This window comes from Aeromonas sp. 1805 (genome assembly GCF_013085525.1).
GTDB lineage: Bacteria > Pseudomonadota > Gammaproteobacteria > Enterobacterales > Aeromonadaceae > Aeromonas > Aeromonas hydrophila.
This window is the reverse complement of record NZ_CP038515.1, coordinates 1738107-1761751: the sequence shown is the minus strand read 5'-3', so window position 1 is coordinate 1761751 and position 23645 is coordinate 1738107. Positions and strand designations below refer to the sequence as shown.

Below are 23645 nucleotides of genomic sequence, written 5' to 3'. Positions count from 1 at the left end.
AAAGATAAAAATGTTATTTTTTCTGGGAAGTGTACTGTTTCTGGTGATAGGACTGCCGCTGCTGTTCTACATGCTGGGACACGGCGAGGCCTACGTGACCTGGGGTCCCTGGATCTCCGCCATCGCGCTCATGCTGTGGCTGCTGCTGGATGTGGACAAGATCCGCCGTGGAGGTGGCCGCTGAGCCGGGCACTACGCCGTTAAAATCCGCTGATCATCATTTATTAACTTCTTTCCCCGCAAAAGGATCGCTACACTGATTTTTTGCGATGTTTTCCCGCATCCAACTCTCCAGTGAAGGTTATCCGCATGCAGCAACACGTTCAGCGCCAGGGCGTCATCTACGCCTTGTGCGCCTATACCCTTTGGGGGTTGGCCCCCATCTACTTCAAGACCATTGCCGCCGTGCCGGCCGCCGAGATCCTGACCCACCGGATGATCTGGTCGTGCGCCCTGCTGATGGTGCTGACCCTGCTCGGCCGCCAGTGGCACAAGGTACAGGCGGTGCTGCGCCAGCCGAAAGTGCTGCTCACCCTGGCCTTCACCTCCATCACGGTCGGTGGCAACTGGCTGCTGTTCATCTGGGCCATCAACAACGGCCACATGCTGGATGCCAGCCTCGGCTACTACATCAACCCGCTGTTCAACGTGCTGCTCGGCATGCTGTTCCTGAGCGAGAAGCTGCGCCGGCTGCAGTGGTGGGCGGTCGGGCTGGCGGCGATCGGTGTCGCCATCCAGATCATCGCCTTCGGCTCCCTGCCCTGGATCGCGCTGGTGCTGGCCTCGAGCTTCGCCATCTATGGCCTGATCCGCAAGAAGCTGGCCCTTGATGCGCTGACCGGCCTCTTGATCGAGACCCTGATCATGCTGCCGCCGGCCGCCATCTATCTGTGGGGCTTTGCCGACAGCCCCACCAGCCACCTCACCCAGAATGACTGGCACCTCAACCTGCTGCTGATCGCCGCCGGTGCCGTCACCACGGCTCCCCTGCTCTGCTTCACCGCCGCCGCCACCCGGCTCAAGCTCTCCACCCTGGGCTTCTTCCAGTACATAGGGCCGAGCCTGATGTTCATCCTGGCGGTCACCCTCTATGGCGAGGCGCTGGCGCTGGACAAGATGATCACCTTCGCCTTCATCTGGAGCGCACTGGTGCTGTTCAGTCTGGACGGACTGCGCAGCGGCAAGCGCCGGCAGGCTGCGGAGCAGGCTTGACGGCAAGGGGGCGCCACGCTGCAATAATCTACAAGCCCGCGTTCGGGTTTCAGGTTATCAATAGTCGATGAGCGCACCCCAATCCCGCATCCACTACTGGCAATCCCGGCTGCTGCCGGGGGTTGAACTCTCCCACTCCCACCACAGGGAGTTCAGCTATGGCCGCCATGTGCACCTGGACTACCACATAGGTCTGGTGCAGCAGGGCGGCCAGAAATTCATCCACAAGGGCAGCAGCCACCACCTGGTGCGCGGCGAGCTTTCCACCGTCAACCCGGACGAGATGCACGACGGCCTCAGCCTGCTGCCGGAAGGGTACGAGGTGCGGGTGTTCGCCATCGCCCCCGAGCAGCTGGCCCGCTGGCTGCCAGACAGCCCGGAACCCTTCTTCGACCAGGGGCTGCAGCGCCGCCCCGACCTCTATCAGGGCTTTGCCCGGCTACACATGTACCTGGACAATCCCAGCCCCGACGGCCTGCTGGCGGAGAGCGAGCTGCTGGCCCTGCTCGGCGAGCTGCTGCACCTGGCGCCGGAGCGCCACGCCCTGGCCGATCCCCAGCTCAGGTACCTGCGCGACCATCTGCTGGCCCGGCTGGATGAACGCCACAGTCTGGAGGATCTGGCCGCCCTGTTCGGGCTGGATCGCTTCGCCTTTTTGCGCCAGTTCAAGAAGAAGACCGGCATGACCCCCTACGCCTGGCTCAAGCGACTGCGGCTCGAACAGAGCAAGCGCCTGCTCGGCAGCGGCCTGCCGGTGAGCGAGGTGGCGCTGGCGGTCGGTTTCTTCGATCAGAGCCACTTCCACCACGGCTTTCGCCAGGCGTTCGGCCTCACCCCTGCCGACTTTCGCCAGCAGATGCTGGCCGCCAGCGGGCGCGTCGACTAACCCCGCACTGCAATCTTTTACAATCCGGCGACCCCGCAATCCGCCATGCTGTGAACTCGATACTGTCCCAGAGGTTTCCATGTTCACCAGCCTGTTTCTGACCATAGGTCTCATCCATCTCATCGCCCTGGCGAGCCCGGGCCCGGACTTTGCGCTGATCCTGCGCACCAGCCTGCACAGGCCCACCGCCCTCGGGGCGGCGCTCGGCATCGCGCTCGCCATCCTGGTGCATGCCACCCTCAGCCTCACCGGCATCAGCCTGCTGATTGCCGAACACCCCTGGCTGTTCATGACGGTGAAGGTGGTCGGCGCCCTCTATCTGGGCTGGCTCGGCTGGGGAGCGCTCAAGGCCGCCTGGCACAGCTCGGCCGAGCTAGCCCTGCGCGCCGGCGGCGAGGCGCAGGGCTGGCGCAAGGGGGTGCAGCGCGGCATTGCCACCAACCTGCTCAACCCCAAGGCACTGCTGTTCTTCATGGGGCTACTGGCCGCCATGGTGACGCCCCAGGTGGACGGCCTGACCCGCGGCCTGCTGGTGCTGGAGCTGTTCCTGCTGTCCCTGATCTGGTTCGGCGTGCTGGCCTGGAGCCTCTCCACCGTGCGGGCCCAGCGCCTGCTCGGCCGCGTGCAGCGTCCGCTCAATCTGGTCACCGGCCTGCTGTTTGGCGCCGTCAGCCTCTCCATCCTCACCGGCATGGCCGGCGAGGCCTATGCCCTGGTCTTGCATTGATCCCTGTCTTGCCGCCATGAAAAAAGAGGGATGGCCCAGGCCATCCCTCTTTGCGTTCATTGTTCCTGGCCGGGTAACCGGCCCTCTCACTGGCCCTTCATCAGAACCACTGGCCGTGGTGCTTGATGTAGATGCTCTTGACGGTCTGGGTCAGCCCCATGTAAGCCAGCATGGTGATCACCAGCCACATGAAGTACTTGGGCCCATCCAGGGTGATGAAGCCGAAGTGCTCAGCCAGCGGCGAGAACGGCAGGTAACAGCCGATAGCGATGGCGATCGAGGTGGAGAGCAGCACCGGCAGGGTGGCGGTACTCTGCAGGAACGGGATCTTGCGGGTACGCAGCATGTGCACCACCAGGGTCTGCGACACCAGCCCCTCGATGAACCAGCCTGAGTTCATGATGGCCTGACCGTTGACCAGCGGATCCATGCTGCCGTTGGCGGTGGCATAGAGGGCGCCGGCACCGAACACGAACCACATCAGGCAGTAGGTGCTGATATCGAACACCGACGAGGTTGGGCCGAGCCACAGCATGAAGCGCTTGATGTTGCTCGCCTCCCACTTGCGCGGCCGCTTGAGGAACTCGGGGTCCATCTTGTCCCACGGCAGCAGCATCTGGGAGACGTCGTACACCAGGTTCTGGATCAGCATCTGCATCGCCAGCATGGGCGCCCAAGGCAGCCAGGCGGAGGCCACCAGCACCGAGAAGACGTTGCCGAAGTTGGAGCTGGCGGTCATGTTGAGGTACTTCAGGATGTTGCCAAAGGTCTCGCGCCCCTTGATCACCCCCTCCTCCAGCACCATCAGGCTCTTCTCCAGCAGGATGATGTCGGCGGTCTCCTTGGCGATGTCGGCACCGCTGTCCACCGAGATCCCCACGTCCGCATCCCGCAGCGCCGGCGCATCGTTGATGCCGTCGCCGAGGAAACCCACGGTATTGCCGTTGGCCTGCAGCGCCTTCACCACCCGCGACTTCTGCAGCGGGGTGAGCTTGGCGAAGATGGTGGTGTGCTTGACCACAGTGCACAGCGCCACGTCGTCCATCACCTCGATATCCTTGCCAAGCAGCGGCACGCCGGGCTCCAGCCCCACATCGCGGCACACCTTGCTGGTGATGATGGGGTTGTCGCCGGTCAGCACCTTGACCGCCACCCCGTAGTCGTTAAGGGCGCGAATGGCCGGCGCGGCCGAGTCCTTGGGCGGATCGAAGAAGGTGAGGAAGCCGCGCACCACCAGCTTGACCTCGTCGCTGGTGCGATAGCTCTGCTTGCACTCGCCTATCGGGATCTCGCGGGTCGCCACGATCAGCACCCGATAGCCTTCGGCGTTGAACTCCTCGCTCTGGCGCAACAGGGCGCGGCGATCGGCGTCGGTCAGCTCCCTAACCTCCTGGCCATCGGCGATCTGGCTGGAGACGGCCAGCATCTCTTCCACCGCCCCCTTGGAAACCATCAGCTGCTGGCCCAGATCATCCTGCACGATCACCGACAGGCGCCGGCGCACGAAGTCGAACGGCAGTTCGTCCACCTTGCTGTAATTGGCCGGCTTGCAGCTCTCCCCCAGCGCATCGGCGTGCTCGACCACCGCGATGTCCATCAGGTTCTTCATGCCGCTCTGGTGAAAGCTGTTGAGCCAGGCCAGCTGCAGGATCCGGTCGTCCCGCTGGCCACGCACGTCGTAGTGGTGCTCGAGGATGATCTTGTCCTGGGTCAGGGTGCCGGTCTTGTCGGTGCAGAGCACGTCCATGGCGCCGAAGTTCTGCACCGAGTTGAGCCGCTTCACCACCACCTTGCGTTTGGCCATCGCCACCGCACCGCGCGCCAGGTTGGCGGAGACGATCATCGGCAGCATCTCGGGGGTGAGCCCCACCGCCACCGCCAGCGCGAAGGTGAGCGCCGACATCCAGTCGCCGCTGCTGACCCCGCTCAGCATGAAGACGATGGGCACCATCACCAGCATGAAGCGGATAAGCAGCTTGGTGACGCTGTTCACGCCGCGATCGAAGCTGGTCTCGATGCGCTTGTGGCTCACCACGTTGCGGGCCAGCGAACCGAAATAGGTGTCGCTGCCGGTGGCCACCACCACGGCGCGGGCGGTACCGCTCACCACATTGGTGCCCATGAAGCAGATGTTGGGCAGATCGAGCAACCCAGCCTCCCCTGCACCGGTGCCGTCCGCCGACTTGCCGGCCACGGCACCCAGGGTGTCGTACTTCTCCACCGGCAGCGCTTCGCCGGTCAGCACCGCCTGGCTGATGAAGAGATCGCGGGATTCGATCAGCTTGATGTCAGCCGGGATCATGTCCCCCGCCTGCAGGTGCACTATGTCACCGGCCACCAGCTCGGTCATCGCCACCTCCTTGCGCTGGGGGGCAACCCCGGGCGAAGGGCGGCGCTGCACGGTGGCGGTGTTGCGTACCAGTGACTTGAGCGCCTCGGCCGCCTTGGCGGAGCGGTACTCCTGCCAGAACCGCAGCAGACCGCTCAGGCCCACCATGACGCCGAGGATGATCACCTTGACCCAGTCCTCGTCGCCCGGCTCGGCCATCAGCACGTCCATCACGTAGCTGACCAGCCCGAGCACGATCAGCACCATCACGAAGGGGTTCTTGAACGCCTGCAGCAGCTGGATCAGCGCATGGGGCGGCTTGTCGTGGGTCACCTCGTTGGGACCAAACTGGATCAGGCGGTTGGCGGCCTCGGTCGCGGTGAGGCCATCGATGTTGCCGCGCACGGCGGTGAGGGTGTACTCGAGGGACTTGTCGGCCTCATCGAGCACCCGGGAGGAGAGTTTCTCCCTGGCACTGGCCGGGGCAACGAACCCCTGCTGCTTGTGCCGGCTGGCGGTATGTTGTTGTTTCATGACTCGTTATCCTGATTTCTACGCGCAAGCGGGCCCTGTCGCGGGCCGGGCCTGGCGTCAGTACTGATGTGAAAAGGCAATGGACCTGGCAGCGAACAGGCAGCCGCCGCACACTGGGCGGCCCGCAGACAGCAGTCTGCGCGACCACACCGGCATGTTCGGGTCGGATCAGGGGTCAGGACACCGCATCCCGTCCCCGCAGGGGATCAGGAGTGGGTAGGCGTGGACCCCGAGGGTCTAGGTTTGGGCTCTTCGGTCATGACGGTTCCTCCGAGTTGAGCGGCAGCAAGCCGGCCCCGGCATATCGAGGGCACGGCAGGTCATCGCCGGCGGACAGATCCGCGCGGCGGCGTTATCGACAGGAGGCAAGGGCCGCAACGGGGCGACTGGACCGATAAAGGAGATCAGGATAACCACAGGCAACAATAACGGCATGATGGCCGAATAATAATGAGGAGGGTTCATGGTCCGGTCACATGAGCAATCAACCGCATCCCATGAATATATTGAGAAATAGCCAGCGCATATTTCCAAATATATAAGGAAGAGACCTTCATTATTTAAATTCGCAACACAGCCTATCGAAAACCACATAGTTTTCAATACGAGCTGTCCATCCTGTTATTTCACGCCGGCCTGTTTGTCCCTGTTCGCCAAAGATCCGGTGAACGGGCGCAACGGGCAGCCCCGGGCCCATGACAAAGGGCGTACGTGGCAAGGCGTGCAATTGCTGGGGCGCGAGGCGGCATGGCTCGCAGAGGGAGTGGAACAATCCGGGGAGCAACGCAGGTCCCGGCGGGACTGGGTTGCAAGAGTCGGGATGACTCGCTAGATGCCACACTCTGAGCGATCAGAGTGAGGGAGAAGAAGGAATATCAACCTCAGTTCTGATTAGCCCACATCGCGCTGTGCAATCGGCTACTACTGTCGCTTTCCATAATATCCTTCCATCTGTTGATAACACGCCAAGATTCTACCCAGAAATATTTGGCGGCGCAAAATATAAATTCATATTTTAATAAATCGCCAGCCATGAATTGCCATTCTCCTATTTTCTCGCGAACGCTTCTCAACGCCTATTTGAGAATGGCTCAACCGACCGGCCGGGATGTCGATCGTTCCGTCAGCCCCCACTGACAGCAGCGCCCGCCGCGATATGGCCCGCGCGGCAGGTCTTTATACGAGATGGGACTATGCTATCCATGTGCCGGATTCATATGGGGGTTACATGTTCAAGGCAATCCATGATCGTTCGCTGCTGTTCAGCCAGGCGCTGGGCATATTGATCTTCATCATCCTGATATCCATCAGCTTCTTTGGCCTCTACTCGGTGAAGAGCGCAGCGGACAAGATGGGCGAAGGCAAGGATGTCGTCGCGGACATACTGCCGCCCCCGCTCTACCTCATCGAGGCGCAACTGCAGGTCTATACCCTGCTGCATGCCGCGGCGAGCGAGCGGGAGGGGTTGCTGCAATCGCTCGCCCGCCTGGAGCAGGAGTTCAACGACCGCAATCGCTTCTGGCAGGAGAGCACACTCGACGACCAACTCAAGCAGAGCCTGCTGGGGGAACAGCGCACCCAGGCCGAACGTTTCTGGCAACTGCTCGACAGTCAGTTCATTCCGGCCGTGCAGGCCGGCCGGCTCGAGCAGGCAGCGGCCATCGCCGCCCAGCTGCGCACTCTGTACCTGGCCCACCGGCTTGGAGTCGATGCCACCGTCAGCCGTGGCAGCCAGTATGCCGCCGAGCAGCTGGCGCAGCTCAGCCTCACCGCCCGGATGTGCTACTGGCTTCTGCTCGTCGCCGCGCTGACCGGCTGCGCCCTGGTCTTCTGGCTGGGCCGACCGACTCAGCAACGGTTGCTGGCCGCCGGCAAGGCGACCGCAGCCATTGCGGAGGGAGCCCTCGACAGCCCCATGCCGCCTCCCGGCGACGATGCCATCGGCGATCTGATCCAGCGCATCGGCCGGATGCGGGATCAACTCTCCACCCTGGTCGCCGCCCTGCAGCAGAGTGCGGGAACGCTGCATCAGCAGGCCACCGGCTTGAGCAGCCTCTCTCGCCAGCATGTGGACGACAGCCTGGCCCAAGTGGACGCAGCCCGTCAGGTGGAAGAGGTGATCGAGCAACTGCAGGCCCTGATCCAACAAAGCGATGCCCAACTGCAGCAGGTCACCGGCATGACCTCGGGCTCCGAGGCCCACGCCAATGCCACCCGGCTGGTCATTCAGGAGGTGGAGCAGGTGATCCGCGCCCAGGCTGACGGAGTGAGGCGGGTCTCCGGCACCATCGGCGACCTGGCCGGCTTGTCCCAGCAGATCTCCGGTCTGGCGGGGGCCATTCATGGCATCGCCGAGCAGACCAATCTGCTGGCGCTCAACGCCGCCATCGAGGCCGCCCGGGCCGGTGAACAGGGGCGCGGCTTTGCAGTGGTGGCCGACGAGGTGCGCTCCCTTGCCAGCCGCACTGGCGAGGCCACGACGGAGATCACCAGCATCATCGGCCGGATCCAGGATACCAGCCAGCGGGCCGTCAACGAGATGGACACCGAACTGGCCAGGGTGGGCAAAACGGTGGAGCACGTGGCCGACGCCAAGCAGAGCATCACCCGCATTGAACAGGGCTGCGGCGAGATCTGCCAACGGATCGATCAGGTCGGAGCCCTGCTGGAGCAGGAGAAGAGCCTGATCCACGCCATCAACAGCAACGTCGGCGAGATGTCGCGACTGGCGGCCAAGGTCAACGACAGCGCCCGCCATGCGGCGAGCGAAGCCGATACGGTAGCGACTAACTCCCAGGCACTGACCCGCCAGACCCAGCACTTTCACCTCGCGCCACCACCCCGCCATTGATCCCCAGGGCAGGGTCTGTCCTGCCCCCATTCGCCCTCAGCAGGGTTAAATCGATAGCCTTGGACTCAATGAGGGAATAGGATCCGCACTCCCAATTCTTCATCCAGCTATAAGGATCAACAGGCATGAATCGAAAATGGTCGCTCCCCATCGTGGCAATCGCGGGGGGAGCGTTACTCTGGCTCGGCAACACCTTTGGTATGAAATGGGCTCTGATGGCCCTGATCGGATTCGGCTTCGGCTTCACCCTCTCCTTCAGCCGCTTCGGCATCGTGTTCGGTTGGCGCGAGATGCTGACCAAGCGCAACAGCTACTACGTGCGGGTTCACCTGCTCACCATCGCCATCGAAATTCTGCTGTTCACCTGCTTCCTCTCCTTTAGCCACGCCCTGTTTGGTGATGCCATGGTGGGCAACGTGATGGCCATCGGCATTCCCTTCATCGTCGGCGCCTTCCTGTTCGGCATCGGCATGCAGCTGGCGGGCGTCTGCGCCACCGGCACCCTTTACTGCTGCGGCGAGGGGCAACCCCGCTTCTGGCTGGTGCTGCTCTGCTACGGCATCGGCACCCTGATCAGCAACCAGTTCCGCCCCGAACTGGAGGCCACCTTCTCCAGCCATGTGGTACTGGCAAAAGACCTGACCGGCAATATCTGGAGCGGCATGCTGCTCAACCTGGCGCTGGTCGCCGCGCTGTTCCTGCTGTTTCGCAAGAGCGAACTCAAGCGCACCGGCGAACTCAAGCCCCTCTTCCACGGTGGCAACCTGTTCTGGCGCGACGGCCGCTTCACCGTGCTGACCGGCGGCATCATCATAGCTCTGCTCAACTCGTCCGTGGTCGCCCTGCACGGCTCGGCCTGGACCATCACTGGCGCCGTCTATGACATGGCGCTGCGCGGTGCCTCCCTGTTCGGTCTGTTCGAGGGACACCCCAAGCTGGCCCAACCGCTGTTCATCAACCCCATGGTCGGCATGTTCTGGCTGGGGATCCTGGGGGCCATGCTGGCGCGCTGCATCAGCGGTGGCGGCACCTTCGCCCCGATGCGGCTCGGCAACAGCCTGGCCTCCATCCTCGGCGGCCTGCTGATGGGGATGGGCGCCATGTACAGCGCCTGCAACCTCGGCGGCTTCTTCGACGGTACCGCCTCCGGCAGCCTGCACGGCTGGGTCTGGATGTTGATGGCCCTCGCCGGCAGCCTGATCGGCATCCGCCTGCGCCCACTGTTCAAGCTCTGATAAAACAACGGGATGGCGCGGTTAAACGCCATCCCGTCACGATTCCCCTTCCAAGCCGGTGCGCAGATCCCAAACAGCACCCCCAGCCCCCATTCTTCTCTACCTCAACCCCTTGAACAGCAGCAGCAGGGCGAAGCCGGTGAACATCACCGCCGACAGCCGGTTGATCCCCCTGGCGAAGCGTTCGCCATAGCCTTGCGCTCCTACCCAGTGGAACACCAGGCAGTAACCGCCATGCACCACCAGCACCACGGCGCTGAAGGTGACCGCCAGCAGCATGCACTGGCCCAGCGCCCCATGACGAAAGTCGATGAACTGGGGAAACAGGCTGGTGAAGAAGATGATCGCCTTGGGGTTGAGCAGGCTGATGAGCGCCCCCTTGATGAAGCTGCGACGGCAATCCCGATCCGGCCCGGCCCCCGGCACCGGGCTCACCGCCCGCTGGCGCCAGGAGTTGAGCCCCAGATAGAGCAGATAAAGCGCGCCGCCCAGGGTGAGGATCTGCTGGCCCGCGGCCAGCCAGCGGGTGAACCAGAGCATCGCCAGCGAGGCCAGGCTCGCCACCAGCAGGATGCCCACCGCCACCCCGCAAAAGCCGGCGATGGCGTGGCGGGTGCCCCGGGTCAGGGTGTTGCCTATGGTGTAGATCACGGCGGGCCCCGGGCTCAGCACAGTGCCGATGGCGAGCAGCAGATAGAGGGCGTAATAGTCGAGTGTCATCGGGCAAGATTCCAGCGTGGATTGGCTGCCGCCCAGTATATTGACAGCCGCGACGCCAGCCAGACATAGTGGCGCTCGGCTTTATAAACCAGGAGTTTAGAGTGGATCGCTTGACGGCCATCGAGATCTTCGTCGAGGTTGCCCGCGCGGGCAGTTTCGCTGCCGTGGCGGAGCGTTTCGCGATGACGCCGGCCATGATCGGCAAGTACATCAAGTGGCTGGAGGCCAGGGTCGGCTCCCGCCTGCTCAATCGCAACACCCGTTGCCAGAGCCTGACCGAGGCGGGCCAGGAGTACCTCGCCGGCTGCCAGAGCCTGTTGCAACACTACCGGGAGCTGGAGCAGAACACCCTGGCCAATACCGGCCAGGCAGCGGGCAGGATCCGCATCAATGCTCCCGTCACCTTCGGCAGCTACCGGCTGACGCCGCTGCTGTGCCGCTTCATGGAGCGCTACCCGCAGATCCGCATCGAGCTGGATCTGTCGGATCGCTTGGTGGACGTCATCGGCGACGGCTTCGATCTCATCTTCCGGGTCGGTCAGCCCAAGGATGCCGGCTACATAGCCCGACCGCTGGCCAGCTCCGATTCGGTGTTCTGCGCCTCCCCGCACTACCTGCAACGCTACGGTACTCCCCTCACGCTGGCGGATCTGGCCCGCCACCACTGCCTGGGATTCAGCCCCTGGCTCGGCCAGTCGAGCCTGGCCGAGGCCTTTCCGCTCGAACAGCTGCACCTGTGGGACAGCCCCTTCATCAGCAACCACGGCAGCGCCCTCAAGGTGGCCGCCCTCAACCACGCTGGCGTCCTGCTGCAGCCGCGCGCCCTGCTGAGCGAGGAGCTAGAACGCGGCACCCTGCAGGAGATCCTGGCGGATGCCCTGCCCGCCCCGCGCCCGGTCAACCTGCTCTACCCGGCCAGGGAGCCCCTGCCACTGCGCCTGCGGCTGCTCATCGACTACCTGAGCGAGCAGCGCCACCAGCTATAGGGCGCAGCCTTACTCGCCGCGCTGTTTCACCCGGCGCAGATAGACATAGCCCTCCCCCGGGCTGCCCCAGCGCTGATGGGCCTCGGTGTCGTAGGCCCGATCCAGCAATCTCACGCTGTGGGGACCGATCCAGAGGTACTGCACCAGGGTGCTGGCGCCGCCAAAATTGGTGGAGCAACTGCCCACCTTGCTGTGGCCGGCGTACTCCCCCGACGGCTGGCGGGTCAGCCAGATCTCGCAGCCCTGACGCAAAGAGAGCTGCTGGGGCGTGAGGGAATCGAGCAGCTCGGGCTGGCGCCAAGCACCGGCGAAGTCGATGGCCCGCGGCATGGTCAGCTCGGCCATCAGGATGCGGCCGTCAGGTACCAGCGAGAAGCGGTAGATGCGCTGGCGGAACGGGCGTACCGCCCGCTCGGTCAGGAACTGCTCGGCATAGACCCAGCGAAAACCCTTGTAGCCGGGCCAGATCTCCACCAGCCTCAGCTCGGCGCTGGTGAAGCGGTTGTCGTAGCTGGCCTGCTCGCGGCTGGAGAACTCGCCGGTAAACCAGGAGAGCAGCGGCTCCATGCTGGCAGAGGGTGCCATGATGGTGCTGTCAGGGGGCGTGGTGACGAAGGGGGTGGGTGCCGCCCAGGCCAGGCAGGAGAGCAGCAACCCGCACAGGGTCGCCATCAGGCTGGTCATCGAATCCTTCCGAATCAGTTTCATGGCGGCGATTATATGAGCGAACGGCGCCAATATCCGCAACCTTGATCAAATGATTGCCGATCCGAAGCAAAATCATTGTATTAGCGTCATGTCCCGGCCAGCGGGTGGCGGCCGCCTGCGGGCTGGATCCCGCCTGAACGCCGCTGCACTCTTCGCTTGTGGGCGCTCTTTGAATCGGTTATTTCTCTTGCAATGCCCTGCGCACCGGATGCCAGGGTCGGGCAAGCGCCGCAATCAGGAGCAAAAGATGAAAAGAGCCGTAATCGCGGGCATGGTGGCCATTCTGCTGGGTGGCTGCGCGGTGAAGAACCAGGTCTCCCACAGCCTGCAGGCGATTCCGCTGACCGCCTTCCAGCAGAATGAAAGCAACCCCAACCAGCGCATCTACAAGGAACCCGGCGTGGATCTGCGCCAGTACCATCAGGTGCTGCTCGATCCCTTGCAGTTCATCCGCCAGGAGAACGGCCAGTGGTACCTGCTGACCGCCAACGAACAGAACGAAATCGGCCGCTACTACCACGCCACTTTCCAGCGCGAGCTGATGAACCACGGCGTCAAGATTGCCAGCGCCCCCGGCCCCGGCGTGATGCGGGTGCAGGCCGCTATCACCAACTTCGACCTGACCCGGCCCGACCCCAAGCTGCGGGATCTGCTGCCCGCCAAGATCGCCATCAACGTCACCCGCGAGGTGATCGGCAAGGAGCCCTATCTGCTCAAGGTGGGCAGCATGGCCCAGCTGCTCGACTCCCAGAACGGCAAGCTGCTGGTGCGGGTGATGGATGCGCGCGAGAGCCCGGACACCACCCACAAGGACAGCCCCATCACCGCCAGCGAGATGGAGAAGATGATCGACCAGTGGGCCGCCGGCCGCGCCAAGCAGCTGGCCGACAACCTGGGCCGCTAGTCCGGCTCGTCGCCTCCCGGGTGCAAGACGCCCATTCCCGGCCCCGTGCACCCAGCACGGGGCCGCCTGTTTCCCCTTTCATTCGACAAGGAACCGTCATGAACCGTCACCCCAGCATCAAACACTGGCGCGAGCTGCAGGATCCCGAGCCCGGCCGCTACTCCGGCAGCGAGGAGCCGCTCTCCCTGGGCAGCGCCCTCGGCAGGCACTACGGCTTTGCCCGCCTCGGCATTCACCACGAGCTGCTGCCGCCGGGCCGGCGCACCAGCTGGCCCCATGCCGAGGAGACCGAGGACGAGTTCGTCCATGTGCTGGAGGGCACCCCGGACGTCTGGCTCGATGGCGTGCTGCATCGGCTGCAGCCCGGCGACTCGGTCGGCTTCAAGGCCGGCGACGGGCTGGCCCACACCTTCATCAACAACACAAATCAGCCGGTGCGGCTGCTCTGCGTGGGCGACACCGATCGGGCGGACAACCACATCCACTACGCCGTGCACCCCGAGCGCAACCGCTTCATCGGCGCGCGGCACTGGGATGCAGTGCCCGAGCGCGAGCTGGGGGATCACGACGGCCTGCCCGACCAGCTGCGCGAGCGCAATGGCCCCTTCTAGGGCGCCACTGTCGGCCAGCCGTCGGCAAACGGACGCAACCGACTATCCTTGATGGACCCAAGGCAACGAGGAACAGAGAGATGAGGACAGGAACAGTGCGGCTGCACCGGGTACTCAAGGCACCGCCGATGCGGATCTACCGAGCCTTTATCGAGGCCGATGCGCTGGCCAAGTGGCTGCCGCCCTATGGCTTCACCTGCCGGGTGGAGCAGCTGGAGGCCCAGGTCGGCGGCCACTTCCGGATGGCGTTTACCCATTTTGGCAATGGCAACAGCCACGCCTTTGGCGGCGAATACCTGGAGCTCGAACCGGGCAAGCGCATCCGCTACACCGACCGGTTCGACGATCCCAACCTGCCGGGAGTGATGCACGTGACCGTGATCCTGACCGGGGTGGTGTGCGGCACCGAGCTCGCCATCGTGCAGGAGGGGATCCCCGAGGTGATCCCGGTGGAGATGTGCTACCTCGGCTGGCAGGAGTCGCTGGCCCAGTTGGCCGCCCTGGTGGAGCCCGAAATCCCGGCGCAGTAACCGGCGCGCTGGTGACCCCGAAAACGACAGAGCCTGCCACAGTGGCAGGCTCTTTTTATGCTGGGCAAAGCCCGGACGACTGGATGAGCTTATTGCAGGTTGATGGCGCCCAGGTAATCTCCCTTGCCAAGCTCGACCCCAGCCTTGCGCAGCAGGGCATAGGTCATGGTGAGGTGGAAGTAGAAGTTGGGGATGCCGTACTCATGCACGCAGGTGTAGCCGTCCATCCCCTTGCCACCGGCCCAGTAGGGGTAGTAGTGGCCGCTCGCATACTGGCTGAAATCGGCATCCAGCTTGCTCTGCAGATAGGTGAGGGTCTTGGCCACGTGGGCGTGCAGATCCGCCATGGTCTTGGGGTCATCCCCCAGCACCGGCGGCTCGCTCAGGCTGGCGGTGGCCACCACGGCGCGGGCGCTGTCGCAGCAGATCAGCACCTGCTTGCTGAATGGCAGCATGTCGACGATCAGCCGATCGCCGAAGAAGTTCTCCACATTGAATTTCTTGGCGGCAGCGTGGGCCTCGGCCTTGGCCAGGCACTGGTCGAGGTTGGTCAGCATCTTGATAAACTGGGCGACGATATCACGATTCATAATGCGCTCTCGGTTGGTTGAAGGCAGTTATACGAGCGGCATCCACTATAGCGTATCCCCCCGTTTGTTCGAGCCCACCCCTGCAAAAAGCAGAATCCACCTACCTTCCCAGCGACAGGATTGGACGACCCCGCGCGGCAGGCCCGCTCGCCCTTGCCGACGCACCGAGTCCCTCTTTGGCTCTTTTTTGATCTGTGACATGCATCACGCTTTGGCAGGGGCGTAGGCTGATCCGCGCAGCCCGGGCATAGCGCCGGGCCCCACAAAAGGAGAGTGCCATGAAAATCTATGACCGAAACCGTAATGCGCTCACACCCGGTCAGCGCGTGATGATCGCCGCCACCGGCGCCGTCGACTTTCTAAAAGAGGCCCATACCGACAACCTGACCCCCTATCAGGCCGAGCATGAAAAGTGCGTGCTGCTGGCCAACTCCCGGGAGCAGTACGCCCCCATCGAGTTGATTAGACTAGGCTGATACCCCGCGTTTTCTGTCACCCTACTCTTTACAATTCACCCGGCCGCCGCGCCCCGTCAGTGGCCGGGTTTCTGCTCTCTACTCCTTCTCCGAGCCGCTGCACCTTATGAGGGCGAGGCGATGCAGCTTGCCGGTATCCAGCCTGATTGCCCCGCTTCGTTGTGAACCCAGAGCCAGCCTGCCAGCTCCCGCTCCACCCGTACCCGCTCGCCCACCGCCACGTCCAGCTCCCGGGCGGTATAGTCTTGGCGCGCCTGCGCCTCCCCGGCGCCGATCGGGGTAAGCAGGGACAGGGGCGCCCACCCCTCGTTGCCGTCTGCGGTAAAGGTGCGCACCCAGCCCGGAAACTCGTCGTCTTCGTGGCCGATGCGCACCCGCTCTCCGGCCCGAAAGGCGATGGGATTGGGGTAACAGGTGTGGTGCGCCGTGGTGATCAACGCCAGCATTGTCTCTTCCTCCGACAGGTTCTGTTTGGTGACGCCCCGAGTCATACCACAAGCCGGGCCCCGTTGCGTCAACCGGGCTCACACCCTCTGGCAGAGGGCGATCTCCCCCGGGGCGGGCCGACGACCCTGATCCCCACGATTCATTACTGTCAGTGAATTTTCATATCATTCGAGTGTCATTTCAGTGAACACATCACCGCCCTAGACTGCTTCTCGAACCTTAACGAGGAGTCTTGTATGAAACTCACCCCTATCCCGTTGCTGGCCGGCACCCTCGCCTCGGCCTTCTCTTTCAACACCTTCGCCGGTGACATCGTCTCGGTGCAGTTCAGCGATGGCCGCCCCGCCGTGACCGGCGTCGAAGCGGTCAACAACGCGCTCAACCCCATCGGCGTCAACGTGGTCACCGTCGACATTCCCGACGCCGCCAGGCCGCTGCTTGAAGCCTCCCACCGCCGCGCGTTGACCAAAGCGGAGCACGGCGCCCTGATTGCGGCCTTCAATCTGAGTCAGGGGGAGCTGCTGGAACAGGCCAGGCTCGCAGGCCGCGAGCCCGCAGTGCAAGGAGGCGGCGTCGCCACCGAGGAGACCGGCGTCGGCCCCTACCCCAAGGTCTATGACCTGATGGCGCTGGACGAGCGTACTCGCAGCGCCGTGCTCGGCAAATATGGCCGCATGCACGTCAACTCTGCAGAAGATGGCACCGACATCGACGAGGTGATGACGGTGGTCAGCGGCGGCCCGTTCCGCTGGGGCTTTACCCTCAAAGACGGCAGCATCGCCCGCTTCCAGATCGACAAGGTGGGCCTGGAGGACAAGGCCGTGCGGATCAGCTATCACGGGCTCGGCATGCACGCCGGGTTGATGGACGCAAAACAGGGGCTGCTGGTGGCCTTCGCCCACGGGCCCAGAGCGTTCACCATGCGCTACCAGGCCGACGTGCCTCACGCCCAGTTGCTCGGCACCAACCCCTGGGCCGATGTCGGCATCACCCTGCCCCCCGCCCCCGGCAAGGTGCAGTAAGCCGGTGCGTGCCATCTGGCGGCGGGGCCCGGGCCCGCCACGCCCCGGAGGGCCATGATCCGGGCCGCTCTACCACCGGCAACTCTCTGTCTGGCGGGGGATGGGGGGTGGACACCCCGGGGATCCGCACTATTGTGATAAAAGTGCGCAATGATGGCGCCATCATTTACCAGTAGTGAATTAACGGGGGCAGGATGAACAAGATCACGGCGCTGAACGTCTTTCGCCGGGTGGTGGAAATGGGCTCCTTCAGGGCGGCGGCGGACGACCTGCGCCTCTCCCAGGCGGCGGTCAGCAAGAACATCAACGAGCTGGAAGCCTTTCTCGGCATTGCGCTGATCAACCGCACCACCAGGCGGCTGAGCGTCACCGAAGCCGGCATGGCCTATTACGGCCAGATATGCGCCGTGCTGGACAGCCTGGAGGCCGCCGACCAGTCCATCATGGCCGCCTCCTTCACCCCCAGGGGCAGGCTGAGGATCGGCATGCCCATGTCCTACGGGTTGATCCGGCTCAACCCCTTGTCTGCGAGTTCCAGCGCCGCTATCCGGCGATCGGCATCGAGGTGATCCTGAGCGACACCTACATGGATCTGGTGGATCAGGGGCTGGACGTGGTGATCCGGGGGGCTGGCACCCTGGAGGACTCCACCCTGCGCGCCAAACCCCTGTGCCAGGTGCAGCGGGTGCTCTGCGCGACCCCCGATTACCTGAAGGAGGCGGGCCAGCCCGCCCACCCGGCGGATCTCAAGGCCCACAACTGTCTGCGCTACAGCCTCTCCTCCTCCCCCAACAAGTGGTTCTTCACCCGGGACGCGGAAAGTGTGGTGGTGGAGCTGCCCCCCGCCAACTTCTGCGCCAACAACGGCATCGCCCTGAAACAGGCGGCGGTGCAAGGGCTCGGGGTGATCCTGGTGCCAGAAGAGTTCGTAACGAGCGAACTAGCGGACGGCACCCTGGTGACCCTGCTCCCCGACTGGCAACCCGACCCCCACGCCCTGTTCGCCGTCTACCCCTTCCACAAGGAGCAGTCCCCCAACGTGCGGCTCTTGATCGAATTTATCGTCAAGGCGTTTCAGCCGAGGTAAGTCAGACAGGCGGGGACTTGGAGTTTCTGCCTCTCGGCCACGATACCTGTATGCAGCGTGTAGGTTCGATTAGCGAAGCGTAATCGGACGATCGCGTAATGGAACATCCGTGTCATCATGGCCTGCAAGCAGATCGAAGTGAGGCAAGGCTATGCTTGGCTTTTCGGCCGAGGCGAGAGGAAGGGTATGGCCAACTGGCGGCGGGCATGGTGGCCCGGAGGAACCTGGTTCTTTACCGTCAACCTGCTGGAGCGACGCAACAACCGGTTGCTGGTGGAGCAGATCGACCTGCTGCGCCATAGCGTTGCCAAGGTGCAGCAGGCTCACCCCTTCGCCATTCATGCATGGGTGGTGTTGCCCGACCATCTCCACTGCATTCTCTCTTTGCCGGAGGGGGACACCGATTTCCCCCTGCGTTGGCGGCTGATCAAAAGCCACTTTTCCCGCGCCTTGCCGGTAAACGAGCGGCGCAGCCAGACCCGGTTGCGCCACGGGGAGCGGGGTATCTGGCAACGCCATTATTGGGAACACCTGATCCGGGATGAGCAGGATTACCGCCACCATATGGATTACGTCCATATCAACCCCCTCAAACATGGTCATGTCACGCGGGTAGCTGATTGGCCATATTCCACCTTCCATCGTTATGTGGCGAGTGGCGTCTATCCGCAGGATTGGTGCGGGTCGGTGGATGGGGTGTTGGGGGGATTGGAGTAAACCTCTAAAAGGGTTGTTCAGTTGTAAGCTACCGATTACGCGAACGTCTTACGCGATCGTCCGATTACGCTTCGCTAATCGAACCTACGGCCCTGACCCTCAGCACCGAGGCTGGTAAAAACTACTACGTCTGGCAGGAGGTCAAGATGGGCCTGCTGATGGCCCGCTCCAAGCTGAGTCAGGTCAGTGAAGAGGAAGGCAAGCAAGGGGTGATGGAGAGCAAGCTGGTTAAGTGATCAGATTCCTGCATCCAAAAACACGGCGTAGCTTCATCAGCTACACCGTGTTTTTTAGTTGAGGGGGCCAGATAGTTGACCTCCAGAATTTTCCTCTTGGTGAATTACCGATTGCGCTTCACGAATTGAATCTGCGGTACTGGTTAGGCTTTCCTGTTAGTGGTTATAATGCAACATTCACGATTTGAAGTTGAGGTTTGTATTTAGTATGGCAACAATAAAACAGTCAAGTAATCCACAGCTTTTATCAATAAAGAGATTTCGGCCATCGAAAGCTACTCATGATGATCTGTTATCTGCAACATTGAGTGATCGTGCTAGATACATTTATTCACCAGCATTCAGAAGATTGCAGATGAAGGCTCAGGTATTTTCATTAGAGAATAACGCCGCAGTAAGAAGTCGATTAACTCATTCAATGGAGGTTGCTCATATAGGCATCTTCATCGTGCAAAAAATAACCGAGATCATCAAGGGTAAATTAGATGGTCATAGTAATGTTTCACCTCAAGAAAGCTATATATACGAAAATGCACAAGCAATTCGTAATGTAGTTGAAACTGCGTGTTTAATTCATGATGTGGGCAATCCACCATTTGGCCACTTTGGTGAGAGTGCTATATCATCTTGGTTTTCAGATAATAAGAAAGAATTGTCTAAGGCGCATGGGGTCGCTGAGGAAGAGCTTCATGATTATGAGGATTTTTTAAATTTCGATGGTAATCCACAAGGGCTTAGAATAGTAACGAAGCTACAAGGGCATGATGGTTTTGGGTTGAATTTAACTACGTCGCAGATCGCATCAATAATTAAATATACAGCATCAAATAAAGATATTGATGGAACTATTTTACATAAAAAGAAGATGGGGTATTTTTCTACAGAAGAAGCTCTTGTAAAGGATGTATGGTCTGAACTTGGTATTGATGAACGAGGTAAACGCCATCCACTTGTATATATAATGGAAGCGGCTGATGATATTTCTTACTGTATAAGTGATATTGAGGATGGTATTGAGAAAGGCATTGTCTCATATGAGAAATTCTTTGTCTTCCTAAAGAAGAAATTAGATTTTAATTTCATACAAAGAAACTCAGATCATGATATTCATTTAGATAAAGTTTTGACCGAAATAGAAAAATCTTATAAGTTATCTATGGAAGCATTAACTAGCTCTGAAGATAATAAAAGCCTAGCAGAGAATTTTATCTTACTTAAGACGTATATTACTAACCTTAGTGTTCAAGAAGTAGCAGAAATATTTTTGGAAGATCTAGACTCTATCATGACTGGTGATAGTGACAGTATCGTTGATAAAGCCATGAGCTCAGTTGGTAAAATTCAAAAAACTCTTAAAGATTTTACTTCAAAATATATATTCACTTCGGAAGAAGCAGAAAAAATAGAACTTAGTGGTTATTCCGTCATCTATGGATTAATGGATAACTTTGCTCCTCTGCTTAAGATGCCAAAAGATAAATTTCGACTTCTAATAAATAACAACAACAAGGAAATAAGAAAAAACAAGCTGTTTGTTCATTCTAGACTTTTTAACTTGCTGCCTTCAAAGCATATAAGTGAATATAAAAGAACAACCCCTGATGATGCAGGAAAAATAGTTGAATTTAACCACAGATGTCATTTGATTGTTGATTACATATCAGGTATGACTGATGGATTCTCTGTTGAGTTGTATCAGTTGCTGACTGGAATTAAGGTGAAGTAAATGGGTGTTAACCGTGTGAACTATAGAAGGCATCCTTGCCGAATATATATAGAACACTTACTTGAATTAAGACGAGTTAGGCTTTCTGAAAATACGATTGTTTCCTTTAAGAAATATATCTATACACCGTCGACAATTGTGGACGAAAACATTAAGTTTTCGGAAAGCATTGATGCAATAAATATGACGTGGCTAGATGATTATCTCGATAACCTAGATGTTGATGAAGAATTAGCTATCAACTCAATACTAAAAATTGACGGAAAGAAGTATTTTATCCCAATGATAGATTTGTCTACCAGTGATCTGACTATCGACAATATTAGAGTGCTGGATGAGTTTATGGATTACTGGGATATGGATTTCTTTGTTTTCGACAGTGGGCGTTCCTTTCATTTGTATGGGACAAAGCTTCTTGTAAGTAATATAACATGGACTAAGTTCATGGGGAGTTTATTACTTTTAAATAAAAGAGGTGGTAAAACTCTAATAGATACAAGATGGGTTGGTCATCGAATCCTTGCCGGAGAGTCTTCCCTTCGCTGGTCAAACAATAGCTTTCATTATAAACGTTATCCAATATTCCATTCAATGATGAGCGAGTTGCTAAATGACTATGCCACAAGGAGGTAAATATCACTCGTTGGCTAATATATTTATATCTTGAGCAATATTAAGCTGAATGTGTAATTCATGACTTCGCAACAATTGATACAATCAACCCGGCCTAAGCCGGGTTGGTTTTATCAAAAGGCAGAATAAATCAGAGCGCCTCCAATCTGGCGTAGGCCGTCACCAGCCACTTGGCGCCGACGTCGTCGAACTGGATCTGCACCCGGCTCTGCTGGCCGACCCCTTCGAAGTTGAGCACTATCCCTTCGCCGAATTTCGGATGGAGCACCCGCTGGCCGAGCTTGATGCCGCTGGCGTCGAAGCTCTGCTGCACCTCGTTCTGGCTAAAGCGGCCGTACTGGGTGGGGCGGCTGACCTGAGTGCGCAGCCGGATCTCTTCCAGACACTCGGCGGGCATCTCGCGGATAAAGCGGCTCGGCTTGTGGAACATCTCGCGGCCATAGATGCGGCGGCTCTCGGCATAACAGATGTAGAGCTTCTCCATGGCGCGGGTCATGCCGACGTAACAGAGGCGCCGCTCCTCTTCCAGCCGGCCCGACTCCTCGGTGGATTGCTGGCTGGGGAACATGCCCTCTTCCACGCCGACCAGCAACACCAGCGGGAACTCCAAGCCCTTGGCGCTGTGCAGGGTCATCAGCTGCACCGCGTCGGCATATTCGTCCGCCTGATTCTCGCCGGACTCCAGCGCCGCGTGGGCGAGGAAGGCGGAGAGATCGCTCATGTCTTCCAGCTCGTCCGGGCGCTGGTACTGGCGGCAGGCGGTGACCAGTTCGTCCAGGTTTTCTACCCGCGCCTGGGATTTCTCGCCTTTTTCCGCCAGATACATCGCCTTGAGGCCGGAGTGCTGGATGGCGATATCCGCCTGCTGGTGCAGGGGCAGCAGGGAGACCTGTTCCTCCAGCGCGTCGATGAGATCCACAAAGCCGCGCACCGCGTTGCCGGCGCGGCCGGTCAGCACCTTGTCATTGAGCAGCGCCTTGGCCGATTGCCACAGGTTCTGGCCCTGATCGCGGGCGTTGTTGCGCAGTATCTCGAGGGTGCGATCGCCGATGCCGCGGGTCGGGGTGTTGACCACCCGCTCGAAGCTGGCGTCGTCGCCACGGTTGTTGATAAGCCGCAGGTAGGCCATGGCGTCTTTGATTTCCTGGCGCTCGAAGAAGCGCAGACCGCCGTAGATGCGGTAGGGCATGGCGTCCTGCATCAGCGCCTCTTCCAGCACCCGGGACTGGGCGTTGGAGCGATAGAGGATGGCGCAGTCGGCCAGCAAACCGCCCTTCTCTTTCCAATCCTTGAGGCGGCCAACCACAAAGCGGGCTTCGTCCACCTCGTTGAAGGCGGCGTAGAGGGAAATCGGCTCCCCCTCGGCCCCTTCGGTCCACAGCTCCTTGCCGAGCCGCTCCGCATTGTTGGCGATGACGCAGTTGGCGGCTTTGAGGATATTGGCGGTGGAGCGGTAGTTCTGCTCGAGACGGATGGTCTCGGCGCCCTGATAGTCGGTCAGGAAGCGCTGGATGTTCTCGATCTTGGCACCGCGCCAGCCGTAGATGGACTGGTCATCGTCGCCGACGATCATCACCTTGCCGGTGTCGCCGGCCAGCATCCGCAGCCAGGCGTACTGGATGCCGTTGGTATCCTGGAACTCGTCCACCAGGATGTTCTGGAAGCGATCGCGGTAGTGCTCGAGGATGTGCGGCTTGTTGAGCCACAGCTCGTGGGCGCGCAGCAGCAGCTCGGCAAAATCCACCAGCCCGGAGCGATCGCAGGTCTCCTGATAGGTCTTGTAGATCTGCTGATAGGTGCGGGTGACGGGGTCGCCGTAGAGGTCGATGTCGCCGGGGCGCAGGCCCTCGTCCTTCTTGCCGTTGATGTAGCCCATCACGGCGCGCGGGGCCCAGTGCTTCTCGTCGAGGTTGAGCGCCTTGAGCACCCGGCGAATGAGGCGGTACTGGTCGTCGGAGTCGAGGATCTGGAAATCCTGCGGCAGCCCTGCATCCAGATGGTGGGCCCGCAGCAGGCGGTGGGCGATGCCGTGGAAGGTGCCGATCCACATGCCACGCACGCCGTCACCGATCACCTTCTCGACCCGGCCGCGCATCTCGGCCGCCGCCTTGTTGGTAAAGGTCACCGCGATGATGGAGAAGGGTGAACAGCGTTCCACCTGCATCAGCCAGGCGATACGGTGCACCAGCACCCGGGTCTTGCCCGAACCGGCACCGGCCAGCACCAGCAGGTTGCAACGGGGGGCCGCCACCGCGTCTCTTTGCTTGTCATTGAGCCCGTCGAGCAAGGTTGAAACGTCCATCACCACTCCTGTTTATTTATACAGGCGGGGATTATACGACCTGCGGCGCCACAGACCAAATCGGCTTGTCGGTGATCGCTGCAAGCCGGTTGCTTGCCACCGAGGATGACGCATTCCAACCGAGAAAAATCCATCAGCTGGCACCATTGGAAGCCACTTTTTGTACAATTTGAAGA

At 60.6% G+C, this 23645-nt stretch carries 23 protein-coding genes; 17 read left to right on the top strand and 6 right to left on the bottom strand.

Features of this window, described 5'->3' with window-relative positions:
* Positions 1-10 precede the first annotated feature (10 nt).
* The 4 genes from E5E96_RS08340 to E5E96_RS08325 all read left to right on the top strand — a co-directional run bounded on the left by E5E96_RS08340 (position 11) and on the right by E5E96_RS08325 (position 2825).
* Positions 11-184, top strand: coding sequence for a hypothetical protein (locus E5E96_RS08340; RefSeq protein WP_016349064.1), 174 nt, complete (start codon positions 11-13; stop codon positions 182-184).
* Positions 185-309: 125 nt separating this feature from the next.
* On the top strand, positions 310-1212 hold the full coding sequence (rarD, locus tag E5E96_RS08335) for an EamA family transporter RarD (RefSeq protein ID WP_011704249.1): 903 nt from the start codon (positions 310-312) through the stop codon (positions 1210-1212).
* Positions 1213-1279: 67 nt separating this feature from the next.
* Positions 1280-2098 (top strand): AraC family transcriptional regulator, encoded by an 819-nt coding sequence (locus tag E5E96_RS08330; RefSeq protein ID WP_024944652.1) that lies wholly within the window; start codon positions 1280-1282, stop codon positions 2096-2098.
* Between the two features lie 79 nt (positions 2099-2177).
* Positions 2178-2825, top strand: coding sequence for a LysE family translocator (locus tag E5E96_RS08325; protein WP_171281919.1), 648 nt, complete (start codon positions 2178-2180; stop codon positions 2823-2825).
* A gap of 100 nt (positions 2826-2925) precedes the next feature.
* Here E5E96_RS08325 and mgtA read toward each other — a convergent pair whose 3' ends face one another.
* On the bottom strand, positions 2926-5688 hold the full coding sequence (gene mgtA, locus E5E96_RS08320) for a magnesium-translocating P-type ATPase (RefSeq protein ID WP_171281918.1): 2763 nt from the start codon (positions 5686-5688) through the stop codon (positions 2926-2928).
* A gap of 1228 nt (positions 5689-6916) precedes the next feature.
* Here mgtA and E5E96_RS08315 point away from each other — a divergent pair.
* Together E5E96_RS08315 and E5E96_RS08310 are read left to right on the top strand one after the other, a co-directional pair.
* Positions 6917-8539, top strand: coding sequence for a methyl-accepting chemotaxis protein (locus E5E96_RS08315; protein ID WP_171281917.1), 1623 nt, complete (start codon positions 6917-6919; stop codon positions 8537-8539).
* 125 nt (positions 8540-8664) lie between these two features.
* A complete protein-coding gene (locus E5E96_RS08310; protein WP_171281916.1) occupies positions 8665-9774 on the top strand; it encodes a YeeE/YedE thiosulfate transporter family protein in 1110 nt (369 codons plus the stop codon).
* Between the two features lie 99 nt (positions 9775-9873).
* Here E5E96_RS08310 and E5E96_RS08305 read toward each other — a convergent pair whose 3' ends face one another.
* On the bottom strand, positions 9874-10494 hold the full coding sequence (locus tag E5E96_RS08305; protein WP_060390905.1) for a LysE family translocator: 621 nt from the start codon (positions 10492-10494) through the stop codon (positions 9874-9876).
* Positions 10495-10595: 101 nt separating this feature from the next.
* On the opposite strand from E5E96_RS08305, the gene E5E96_RS08300 reads away from it, so the two are divergent.
* The gene (locus E5E96_RS08300) at positions 10596-11480 is read left to right on the top strand and encodes a LysR family transcriptional regulator (protein ID WP_171281915.1); all 885 of its coding nucleotides are present in this window, start codon (positions 10596-10598) and stop codon (positions 11478-11480) included.
* Between the two features lie 9 nt (positions 11481-11489).
* On the opposite strand, the gene E5E96_RS08295 is transcribed toward E5E96_RS08300, so the two are convergent.
* Positions 11490-12164 carry a chromophore lyase CpcT/CpeT gene (locus tag E5E96_RS08295; RefSeq protein WP_171281914.1) on the bottom strand — a complete coding sequence of 225 codons (675 nt, stop codon included), beginning with the start codon at positions 12162-12164 and terminating at the stop codon, positions 11490-11492.
* 271 nt (positions 12165-12435) lie between these two features.
* Here E5E96_RS08295 and E5E96_RS08290 point away from each other — a divergent pair, with 271 nt between their 5' ends.
* The 3 genes from E5E96_RS08290 (at position 12436) to E5E96_RS08280 (ending at position 14233) form a co-directional block, all read left to right on the top strand.
* Complete coding sequence (locus E5E96_RS08290) at positions 12436-13092, top strand: DUF3313 domain-containing protein (RefSeq protein WP_171281913.1); 657 nt, start codon at positions 12436-12438, stop codon at positions 13090-13092.
* A gap of 98 nt (positions 13093-13190) precedes the next feature.
* Positions 13191-13703, top strand: coding sequence for a cupin domain-containing protein (locus E5E96_RS08285; protein WP_171281912.1), 513 nt, complete (start codon positions 13191-13193; stop codon positions 13701-13703).
* Positions 13704-13783: 80 nt separating this feature from the next.
* Positions 13784-14233: an SRPBCC family protein gene (locus tag E5E96_RS08280; RefSeq protein ID WP_011704236.1), complete on the top strand. Its 450-nt coding sequence runs from the start codon at positions 13784-13786 to the stop codon at positions 14231-14233.
* 89 nt (positions 14234-14322) lie between these two features.
* Here the strand turns inward: E5E96_RS08280 and E5E96_RS08275 are convergent, their stop codons facing one another.
* Positions 14323-14823 carry a DUF1993 domain-containing protein gene (locus tag E5E96_RS08275; protein ID WP_171281911.1) on the bottom strand — a complete coding sequence of 167 codons (501 nt, stop codon included), beginning with the start codon at positions 14821-14823 and terminating at the stop codon, positions 14323-14325.
* Between the two features lie 278 nt (positions 14824-15101).
* Here E5E96_RS08275 and ydfZ point away from each other — a divergent pair, with 278 nt between their 5' ends.
* Positions 15102-15299: a putative selenium delivery protein YdfZ gene (ydfZ, locus tag E5E96_RS08270; RefSeq protein WP_011704234.1), complete on the top strand. Its 198-nt coding sequence runs from the start codon at positions 15102-15104 to the stop codon at positions 15297-15299.
* Between the two features lie 104 nt (positions 15300-15403).
* Here ydfZ and E5E96_RS08265 read toward each other — a convergent pair whose 3' ends face one another.
* Positions 15404-15745 (bottom strand): SH3 domain-containing protein, encoded by a 342-nt coding sequence (locus E5E96_RS08265; RefSeq protein ID WP_171281910.1) that lies wholly within the window; start codon positions 15743-15745, stop codon positions 15404-15406.
* Between the two features lie 237 nt (positions 15746-15982).
* Here E5E96_RS08265 and E5E96_RS08260 point away from each other — a divergent pair, with 237 nt between their 5' ends.
* The 6 genes from E5E96_RS08260 to E5E96_RS08240 all read left to right on the top strand — a co-directional run bounded on the left by E5E96_RS08260 (position 15983) and on the right by E5E96_RS08240 (position 21167).
* Complete coding sequence (locus E5E96_RS08260; RefSeq protein WP_171281909.1) at positions 15983-16768, top strand: hypothetical protein; 786 nt, start codon at positions 15983-15985, stop codon at positions 16766-16768.
* 194 nt (positions 16769-16962) lie between these two features.
* Positions 16963-17337, top strand: coding sequence for a LysR family transcriptional regulator (locus E5E96_RS22490; RefSeq protein ID WP_253264709.1), 375 nt, complete (start codon positions 16963-16965; stop codon positions 17335-17337).
* The gene (locus E5E96_RS22485) at positions 17334-17855 is read left to right on the top strand and encodes a substrate binding domain-containing protein (protein WP_253264708.1); all 522 of its coding nucleotides are present in this window, start codon (positions 17334-17336) and stop codon (positions 17853-17855) included. The genes E5E96_RS22490 and E5E96_RS22485 overlap by 4 nt, the downstream gene beginning before the upstream one ends.
* Positions 17856-18041: 186 nt before the next feature.
* Positions 18042-18572, top strand: a complete 531-nt coding sequence (locus tag E5E96_RS08250) for a transposase (protein ID WP_171281908.1) — start codon at positions 18042-18044, stop codon at positions 18570-18572.
* A 444-nt stretch (positions 18573-19016) separates the two neighbouring features.
* Entirely contained in the window at positions 19017-20534 is a 1518-nt protein-coding gene (gene dgt, locus E5E96_RS08245) for a dGTPase (protein ID WP_171281907.1), read from the top strand.
* Positions 20535-21167 carry a hypothetical protein gene (locus E5E96_RS08240; RefSeq protein ID WP_171281906.1) on the top strand — a complete coding sequence of 211 codons (633 nt, stop codon included), beginning with the start codon at positions 20535-20537 and terminating at the stop codon, positions 21165-21167.
* A gap of 130 nt (positions 21168-21297) precedes the next feature.
* On the opposite strand, the gene uvrD is transcribed toward E5E96_RS08240, so the two are convergent.
* A complete protein-coding gene (gene uvrD / locus E5E96_RS08235) occupies positions 21298-23469 on the bottom strand; it encodes a DNA helicase II (RefSeq protein WP_171281905.1) in 2172 nt (723 codons plus the stop codon).
* Positions 23470-23645: the final 176 nt, after the last annotated feature.